This window comes from Bradyrhizobium sp. (genome assembly GCF_016462955.1).
Classification (GTDB): domain Bacteria; phylum Pseudomonadota; class Alphaproteobacteria; order Rhizobiales; family Xanthobacteraceae; genus Bradyrhizobium.
The window spans coordinates 6,796-14,516 of record NZ_JAEMSD010000141.1 but is presented as its reverse complement, the minus strand read 5'-3'; the positions used below and the strand labels follow the sequence as shown (position 1 = coordinate 14,516).

At 66.2% G+C, this 7,721-nt stretch carries 7 protein-coding genes; 4 read left to right on the top strand and 3 right to left on the bottom strand.

Annotated elements, in window-relative coordinates; translation table 11 throughout:
• Nucleotides 1-52 precede the first annotated feature (52 nt).
• A complete protein-coding gene (locus JHD07_RS16470; RefSeq protein WP_291624000.1) occupies nt 53-1,078 on the bottom strand; it encodes a Fe(3+) ABC transporter substrate-binding protein in 1,026 nt (341 codons plus the stop codon).
• Between the two features lie 262 nt (nt 1,079-1,340).
• Complete coding sequence (locus JHD07_RS16465; protein WP_291623998.1) at nt 1,341-1,544, bottom strand: hypothetical protein; 204 nt, start codon at nt 1,542-1,544, stop codon at nt 1,341-1,343.
• 164 nt (nt 1,545-1,708) lie between these two features.
• Between JHD07_RS16465 and hemN the strand changes: the two genes are divergently transcribed.
• Entirely contained in the window at nt 1,709-3,061 is a 1,353-nt protein-coding gene (hemN, locus tag JHD07_RS16460; RefSeq protein ID WP_291623996.1) for an oxygen-independent coproporphyrinogen III oxidase, read from the top strand.
• A 193-nt stretch (nt 3,062-3,254) separates the two neighbouring features.
• A complete protein-coding gene (locus JHD07_RS16455; protein ID WP_291623994.1) occupies nt 3,255-4,466 on the top strand; it encodes an NnrS family protein in 1,212 nt (403 codons plus the stop codon).
• Between the two features lie 2 nt (nt 4,467-4,468).
• Here JHD07_RS16455 and JHD07_RS16450 read toward each other — a convergent pair whose 3' ends face one another.
• Entirely contained in the window at nt 4,469-5,497 is a 1,029-nt protein-coding gene (locus JHD07_RS16450) for an AraC family transcriptional regulator (protein WP_291623992.1), read from the bottom strand.
• Between the two features lie 201 nt (nt 5,498-5,698).
• Here JHD07_RS16450 and JHD07_RS16445 point away from each other — a divergent pair, with 201 nt between their 5' ends.
• The gene (locus tag JHD07_RS16445; protein WP_291623991.1) at nt 5,699-6,319 is read left to right on the top strand and encodes a response regulator; all 621 of its coding nucleotides are present in this window, start codon (nt 5,699-5,701) and stop codon (nt 6,317-6,319) included.
• A gap of 164 nt (nt 6,320-6,483) precedes the next feature.
• Nucleotides 6,484-7,721: mucoidy inhibitor MuiA family protein (locus JHD07_RS16440; RefSeq protein ID WP_291623989.1), on the top strand; the 1,238-nt coding region annotated here is incomplete at its 3' end.

Below are 7,721 nucleotides of genomic sequence, written 5' to 3'. Positions count from 1 at the left end.
AGGCCGTGCGTCCGCGGCGTCTGCCAGTTTGAGAGACGCGGGCCGCCAGAGGTCAGTTGTCAAAGCCGACCTTGTCCGCCAGCGAGGCCGCAGCCTTGCGGTTGGCGGCGATCTTTGCGATCGGCAACGGATCCGGGCTGAGCTTGCCGTAACCGGCAATGGTGGGGTTGACGGCGACACCGGCGCGGACCGGGTATTCGTAGTTCTGGTCGGCATACAGCTGCTGCGCCTGCTCGCTGACGAGCCACTCGATCAGCTTGATGCCGTTGGCCTTGTTGGGCGCGTGCTTGGCGAGCAGCACGCCCGAGAGGTTGACGTGGGTGCCGCCGCCTTCGAAAGTCGGCAGGATGACGCGGGTCGCTTCCGCCCAGGGCTTCTTCTCGGGATCGTTGTTCATCATCAGCGCCCAGTAATAGGTGTTGCCGATGCCGATGTCGCATTTGCCGGCGGCAACGTCACGCGCTGCTTCGCGATCGCCGCCGGACGGCTTCTGCGCGAGATTGGCCTTCACGCCGCGCAGCCATTCCTCGGCCTTGGCCTCGCCGTACTTGGCCGTGTAGGCCGCAAACAGCGCGTTGTTGTAGATGTGCTGGCCCGAGCGGATGCAGATCTTGCCCTTCCACTTGGGATCGGCGAGCTCCTCATAGGTGATCTTGTCCTGCTTGACGCGATCCTTCGAGGCATAGATGACGCGCGCACGCATGGAGATGCCGGCCCACTGTCCGTCGGGATCGCGATACTGCGCCGGCACGACCTTCTCGACCACCTCCGACTTGATCGGCTGGGTGACGCCGGCCTGCACGGCCTCGTCGATGCGGCCGATGTCCACCGTCAGCAGTACGTCGGCCGGACTGTTGGCGCCTTCCGCCTTCATGCGCTGCTCCAGGCCGGAGCTCGCGGAGACGACATTGACCTTGATGCCGGTATCCTTGCTGAACGCGTCGAACAGCGGCTGGATCAGCTTGGTCTCGCGATAGGTATAGACGTTGACCTCACCATTGGCGGCTGCTTCCGACACGAAGGACGTCGTCAGACGTAGCACCGCCGCAGACGCTGCGAGGACGCGAAAATTGATCATGAGGCTGCTCCCAGGCCGGCAATTGAACGTCGGACTGAGTAGCGCAGGCGAGGGGGCAAAGTCAGCGGCGCGATGTCGCGAAGAGGCATGACTTAGAGCGATTCCAATATAAGTTTAGAGTCGTTCTAATTAATGCGGGGTGATCATGGGAAAGCGAGGCGCACTCCTATGATCTTGTCGGCACGCCTTGGTCAGCCGCTGCGACACGCTGGCCGCCACGGCGTCTGCTCGCGCCGAAGCCATTTCGCTTTCGCGTGATACTTCAGAGCAGAGCAATGGCAAGCCAGACCAATCCCCAGAGCGCCAGCGCGAGCGCGGCGAAGACGGCAATCGCTGCGGACAGGGCGCGCACCACCCCGACGGGGACTGACGCGGCGGGGGCCGGCCGGAAGTCGTCGAACCGCGGGATATGGCCGCGGACGTCGAGCAGGGACAGCAGGGGGAGAATGAGTTCGAGAAGCCTCATGGCAAACGCTCCGGATGGCCGGCGAATAATCCCGACCATGGCCGGGAATCGGCTCCCGCGCTTTGCGCGAGCGCAAAGTCGCTCCCGCGCATTCGGGTTATCTGAGCTCATTCCGTGATTTGCCGTGGTGCCTGACGCGGCCGAAATTTACGAATGGGTAAGATATGAGAGCTGATCTTGCGGCGATCTACGGCGAGGAGCGGCTGCCACGCTATACGAGCTATCCGACCGCGCCGCACTTCACGAGCACGATCGGTCCGGACACCTATGCCCGCTGGCTGGCGCAACTGCCGGTGAGCGCAAGCACCTCGCTTTATCTGCACGTGCCGTTCTGCCGCGAGATGTGTTGGTACTGCGGCTGCCACACCCAGATCGTCCGCCGCGACGAGCTCGTTGCCGGCTACCAACGTACGCTGCGCAGCGAGATCGCGCTGGTCGCCGAAACCATCGGTCGCCGCATCAAGGTCGAGCACATCCATTTCGGCGGCGGCACGCCGACGATCATGGCGCCGGAGGCCTTCGCCGAGCTGATGGCAACGATGCGCCAGAAGTTCTTCGTGCTACCATCGGCCGAAATCGCAGTCGAGGTCGATCCCCGCACATTGACCGCTGACATGGTCGAGGCCATGCGGCTCTCCGGCGTCAATCGCGCGAGCCTCGGCGTGCAGAGCTTCGATCCCGAGGTGCAGCGGGCGATCAACCGCGTGCAGAGCTACGAGCAGACGGCGTCGGTGGTCGACATGCTCCGCCGCGCCGGGATCGAGGGCATCAATTTCGACCTGATCTACGGGCTGCCGCACCAGACCGTCGCTTCGTGCCTGGACACGGTGCGGCGCAGCCTCGCGCTCGCGCCGAACCGCTTTTCGGTGTTCGGCTATGCTCATGTGCCCGGTTTCAAGAAGCACCAGTGCATGATCAACGAGGCCATGCTGCCCGACGGCCCTGCGCGCCACGACCAGGCCTGCGCGATCGCCAATGCGCTGAAGGAGGCCGGTTACGTGCAGATCGGGCTCGATCATTTCGCGCGCCCCGACGATTCCATGGCCCTGGCCTTCGAGCAGGGAACGCTGCGACGCAATTTCCAGGGCTACACCACCGACAAAAGCGAAACCCTGATCGGCTTCGGCGCGAGCGCGATCGGACATCTGCCGCAGGGCTACGTCCAGAACGAGGTGCAGATCGGCGCCTATGCGCAGAGCGTCGCCGCAAGGCGCCTCGCTACTGCGAAGGGATATGGGCTCACCGACGACGACCGGCTGCGCGCCGACATCATCGAACGCATCATGTGCGAGTTCAGCGCCGATCTCGGCGACATCTGCGCGCGTCATGGCGCCGAGGCGGGCGCGATGCTGAAATCGGCGCCGCGCCTGACGCCGCTGATCTCCGACGGCGTCGTGAGGGTGGACGGCGATAGGCTCGCCGTCGCCAAGGACTCGCGCTTCCTGGTCCGCGCCGTGGCAGCGGCGTTCGACGCGCATCTGGATCCGGGCAAGCAACTGCACAGCCGGGCGGTGTAAGGTCGCTCCACCGTCATTCCGGGGCGCGCGAAGCGCGAGCCCGGAATCCATCGGCCTCGTGATGGCGATCGGGGCCGCGCGCTATGCGTGATGGCACCTGCAATCGTCCGGTAGTTTGCGATAGCGCAATAAGGGGACGACGGGGCGGCAGTATTTTTCCACGAACGACGCTCTGAATTATTGGAGTTGAGCCATGGCTGGCGCCCGATCCCGCAACTTTGCGGGCTGGCCGCTGTTCGCGAACAGCTTTCGCCCCTTTTTCCTGCTTGCCGCGATCCAGGCGGGGCTCTCGATCCTGGCCTGGTTGCCGATGTTCCATAGGGAACTGTCGGTGAGCTCCGCATTCGCGCCGCGCGACTGGCACATCCACGAGATGCTCTACGGCTTCCTGCCGGCCGTGATCACCGGATTCCTGTTCACGGCCATCCCGAACTGGACGGGGCGGCTGCCGATCCAGGGGACGCCGCTCGGGGCGTTGCTGATGGTCTGGCTTGCCGGGCGGATCGCGGTGACGGTGTCCGCCGATCTCGGCTGGGCCTTTGCCCTCGTCGTCGATGCGGCCTTCCTGACCTTGGTCGTCGCCGCGGCTACGCGCGAGATCATCGCAGGCGGCAACTGGCGCAATCTGCCCGTGGTCGGGCTGGTGCTGGTCCTGCTTGCCGGCAATCTCGGCTTTCACGTCGAAACGCATGTTCAGGGCACGGCCGATGTCAGCATCCGCGTCGGTATCGGCGTGGTCGTCCTGCTGATCGCGTTGATCGGCGGGCGCATCATTCCGAGCTTCACCCGCAACTGGCTGGTCAAGTTCAATCCCGGTCGCCTGCCGGTGCCGTTCGGGCGTTTCGACGGCGCCGTGATCGGATTGAGCGCGCTCGCGCTGATCGCATGGATCGTGGCGCCGCTAACCATGATCGCCGGCGTCGCGATGGCGGGGGCTGGCGTGCTGCACCTGGTTCGGCTTGCACGCTGGGCCGGCGATCGCACCGCGCGCGAGCGGCTGCTGCTGATCCTGCATGTCGGTTATGTCTTCGTGCCGTTCGGCTTCATTCTGAATGCGCTGGCCGCCTTCGGCGAGCTTCCGCCAAGCGCGGGCATCCACGCCTGGATGGCAGGCGCGGCCGGAACGATGACGCTCGCGGTGATGACCCGCGCGAGCCTCGGCCATACCGGACAGGCGTTGACGGCTTCGCCGGCCGTCCAGGCGATCTATGCTGCAATCATCGTCGGGGCTCTGGCCCGGGTCGCGGCCGTCCTGTTGCCCGCGCATCACGACGTGTTGGTGCACATCGCTGCCTGCGGCTGGATCATTGCCTTCCTCGGATTCGCCGTCGCGTTCGGCCCGCTGCTCGCCGGCAGCCGGCGGAGGGCCCTCGCCACGATGGGCCTGCCTGTTCCGGCACGCTGAGCTCAGGCCGCAGTCGCCGCGGGTGGCTCCGTCAGGGGACGCACGCCCCTGCGCCACGCGGTGATGGTGCAGCCGAAGCGGCCGCGAAACCAGCGCGCCATGGCGCTTTGCGCGGAGAAGCCAAGCTGCATCGCGATGTCGGCCAGCGGCCGGTCGGGATCCTCGATCAGCTGGACCACGAGATCGGCGCGTTGAGCGTCCAGGATGGCCGAGAAGCTGGTGGCCGATGCGGCGAGGTGGCGGTGGATGGTGCGGCGGGTGCAGGCGAGATGCTCGGCGACGCGCTCGACCGTGCAGTCGCCCCTGGCGAGCAGGGTTCGCACCACCTCGTCGACCCGCTCCTCCCAGTTCCGCGGCCTGCTCTCGATCGCCTCGATCCGCTTGCGCAAGTAATCCGCGATCAAGGGATGCGCGCTTGGGATACGGCGCTCCATGTCGTGCGCCGATAGCACGATCGCATCGTCGTCCGCATTGAAGGTCACCCGGCAGCGGAAGAAGTCGCGGTAGGGCTTGCGGTCATGCGGCGGCGGGTAGTGCAGATGGACTTCCAGCGGCCGCCAATCGCTGCCGAACAGCGACTGGATGATGCGGTGGACGCTGCCGAGCGCCATGTCTATCGACTGGCGCGCCGCGCGCGGCTGCCGGCCGCGCAGATGCAACGTGATGGTCACGGTCTGTCTGCCGCGCGCAACGTCGAGCCGCATGCCGTCATGATGGAGATGAATGAAGCGCGAAAACGCCTCGATCGCTTCGCCGACGGTCGCCTGTTCGCGCACGATCAGGCCGACCGTGCCGAAATTGGTCAGGCCGCCGCGCTCGGCGAGACGCAAGCCAAAATCCTGGGCACCGGACGCTTTTGCCGACAATTCGAGCAGGCGGCGCAAGCCGGTGACGGCGATCGGGACGTCCGGTCTGTCCAGGCAGGCCAACGGCAGCCGGACTTTGCGCATGATCTGGTTGGGATCGAGCCCCAGCGACCGGGCGACCTCGGGGTAACAGCTCAGGCCTGCGCTGCGAATGAGATCGGTCATGCAAACCGTTCCTGCCAGCCATTCCCGCAGATGTCCCGAAATGTAAAGTTTCTGTCCCCATCCGTCAAATCCGGGAACTGGATGGAACATACATAAGGAAAACCGAAGCACTGGCGGGAATGCCGTGCGTGGACGGCGGGGCGCGACGGAGCCCCGGGGCCGTCTCGGACGATTTGACCAAGACATTGCTGGATCGGGATTATGCCGGGGAACATGCTTTCCAAGGGCGAGGTATTCGTCATCGACACTGACGCCGCCTCCCGCGAACAACTTTCCGCCGCGCTTGAGCAGAGCGCCTATGACGTGATCTGCTTTGCCGATGGTGCGTCTCTGCTGTCGGAAGCCAAGGCGCGGATGCCGGCCTGTGTGCTGTTGGAGATGCCGCCGGATCGCTCCGCTCTCGAAGTGCTCAGGCGGCTGCGGGAGGAAAACTGCATGGCACCGGTGTTGGTGACTTCGGCGAACGGCAGCATCGCCATGGCGGTCGACGCCATCAAGAACGGCGCGGTCGACTTCATCGAGAAGCCGTTCCGCACCCACGATGTCGTCGGGCGGATCGACGCCGCCATCGACGAATTCGCGCAACCCGGTGCAAGCCGGCAGCGCTGGCTGCCTGGTTGCGAGCCCTTGTCCGGGCGCGAGGGCGACGTGCTCGAGCATCTCGCCGCCGGCCTCACCAACAAGGAGATCGCGCGGCGGATGCATCTGAGCGCGCGGACGGTCGAGGGCTACCGCGCCAGCATCCTGAAGAAGGCGGGTGCCAGGAACGTCACCGATCTGCTCCGCCGCATCTTCGGCCAGGGTTTGCCGGCCCAGGCCTGACGCTGTCGAGGCGGCGAAAGCGTCCCGCGGCCCTGGTGCCGCCGCGGCGATGCCCCACGGAAACCCCAATCGAACCGGTTCCTTCCCTGCCGCGTCCAACCACGATGGCGAGGCATTTCTCGCGCGTCAGGCTGGCGGCGCGCGATACCGCAGGAGGGACTTTCATGCGCATCACCGCGAAATATCTGGCCACCACGGGCCTGGTCCTGGTGACCACGGCCCTCGCATCGCCGTCATGGGCGGCCAACGTGGACGCCACTTCGACGATCGACACGGTGACCGTCTATCCTGACGGCGCCACCGTCACGCGTGTCATGTCGCTGGACCTCGCTTCCGGCGACTCGACACTGGTCGCCAGGGATTTTCCGCTCTCGCTCGATCCGTCATCCCTCCGCGTCGAGGGCGAGGCGGGCGCCAAGCTCACCATCGGCACGATTGATGCGCGCCCGCCGAAAGCTGCGCCGCCGGTCAACCTGCCCGAACTCGACAAGCGTATCGAAGCGTTGAAGGACCAGCGCGCCGATCTGCAAGGCGCGATCGACTCGGCCGCCGCGCGGCGCAAATTCGCGCAGCATTTTGCAGAAACCTCTCCTGCCGGCCTCGGCGACAAGGGCGAGGCGAGGCCGATCACCGAGTGGCGTGCCGCCTTTGCGGCGGTCGGGGAGGAGATCGCGACCGCGGACACCGCCATCCGTGACGCCACCCGAAAGCAGCGCGAACTCGACCGCCAGATCGCGCAACTGGAAGCCGAACGCTCGGCCAAGCCGCCGAGCAAGCTCGAGGTGCGGATCGACGTCGCTTCAGCCGCGGCGACCAAGGCGACGCTGCGGGTGACCTACGCCGTGCGCAACGCGCGCTGGGTGCCGCTCTACCACGCGCGGCTCGATACCGGCGCCAAGGACCGCAAGCCGCAGCTCGAGCTCGTCCGTCGCGCCGAGGTGACGCAGTCGACCGGCGAGGACTGGTCCAACGTGACGCTCGGCGTCTCCACGGTCCGCATCAGCCGCGGCGGCAGTGCCCCTGAGCTGAACCCGCTGGTGGCGCAATATCCGCAAGTGCCGAAGCCGTTGGCGCTCGGCACGGCTTCGGATCTGGCGCGGCCGGCCCCGATGACGCGCCAGGCGCAGTCGCCGGCCATGGCCAAGATCGCAGAGGCGGCCGAGCCGCGCCAGAGCGCCGACGAGCAACAGGCCGTCGCCGAGATCGGCGACTTCCAGGCCACCTTCAAAATTCCCGGCCGTGTCAGCCTCGGCGCGGCCGAAGGCGCCAAGAGCCTCCGGATCGCTTCGGTCAATGTTCCCGCCGATCTCTCGGTTCGCGCCGCGCCGGTACTGGACCCGACCGCGTTCCTCGAAGCCAGCTTCAAGCAGGCGGACGACACCACGCTGGATAGGGCGGCGCA